Annotated in this window: 1 pseudogene; it reads right to left on the reverse strand. The window is 59.4% G+C overall.

The features are described 5' to 3' along the window. Nucleotides 1-964 (reverse strand): annotated as a pseudogene (locus MMB74_RS27275) (muramidase); the annotation flags it as partial.

Genomic DNA, 964 nt, shown 5'->3' on the forward strand with positions numbered 1-964 from the left:
TAACAAAATTCCCCACCAACCCCACCGGATGAAAATGATAAACCGCCGGATCGGCAGGCAACCCAGCAACTCCATGCACCTTATCCCACCATCGCAGCTTCTCTATCCGCTCGAGCTCGGCCTGCCAAATATACTTGCGCTCCTTCATCAACGAAGAAAGCGATTCCCACTTGCTCAGATCCCCGCCCCACTCGCTCTCATAGCGCACCACTAGGTGCGACATCGCATGCGCGACCCAGCGTGTCCTCTGCGCCCGTCCCAACTCCTGCGCACTCACCTTCCCATCGTTGTTCCCAAGCCGATCGACAACCTTCTCCAGCTTCTTGATCAGCGCGCTACCGTTCACGGTCACCGCGCTCGGCTCGAACGCTTCCTTATCGCCATCGAACAGCATCTCGTAGATGTACAGGTGGCGCTTAAACGAGTCCAACAGCGAAACACTCGTGTTGTCGACCACCTCGAAACCGGGCCACTCCCAGGGGCTATGCCACTGGACGTTTTGATGTCCCGTGTCGCAGACCCAGCCTTCGCGGCTATTGCCATCCGCAGTACCGGCCGTAATCTTCCACCAATGCACTTGCTTATCGTCCTGCGCTTTCGCCCCGTCACCCAATTTGTCGAGCTCGCCACGCGAAAACACTTCGTCGAAGCCAACCGCCGGCCCGCGCGCATTCGATACGTTCAGCGGAAATGCACTCCAAGCCTTGATCTCCGCAGCAGTCGTCTTGCCCGCCACCGCACGCTCGACCCAAACAGGCGAGCCCTCCGGCGTCTCAATCGGTTTCACTTTCTGATGGTGCGCATGCGACGCATGCGGCTGCTGCACCGGCATCGTTACGCGCGTCGGTTGCACTTTGACCCACGGCGCGTTGCCGGCGTCTTTTGCAAGAGACTTGAGCATCAGGCCGCGTTTAACCGTCTCCGTGGCATCGGCCACATCGACCAGCATCGCGCCCGAAGCCAC

This window comes from Trinickia sp. Y13, from assembly GCF_029522115.1.
Taxonomy (GTDB): Bacteria; Pseudomonadota; Gammaproteobacteria; order Burkholderiales; family Burkholderiaceae; genus Trinickia.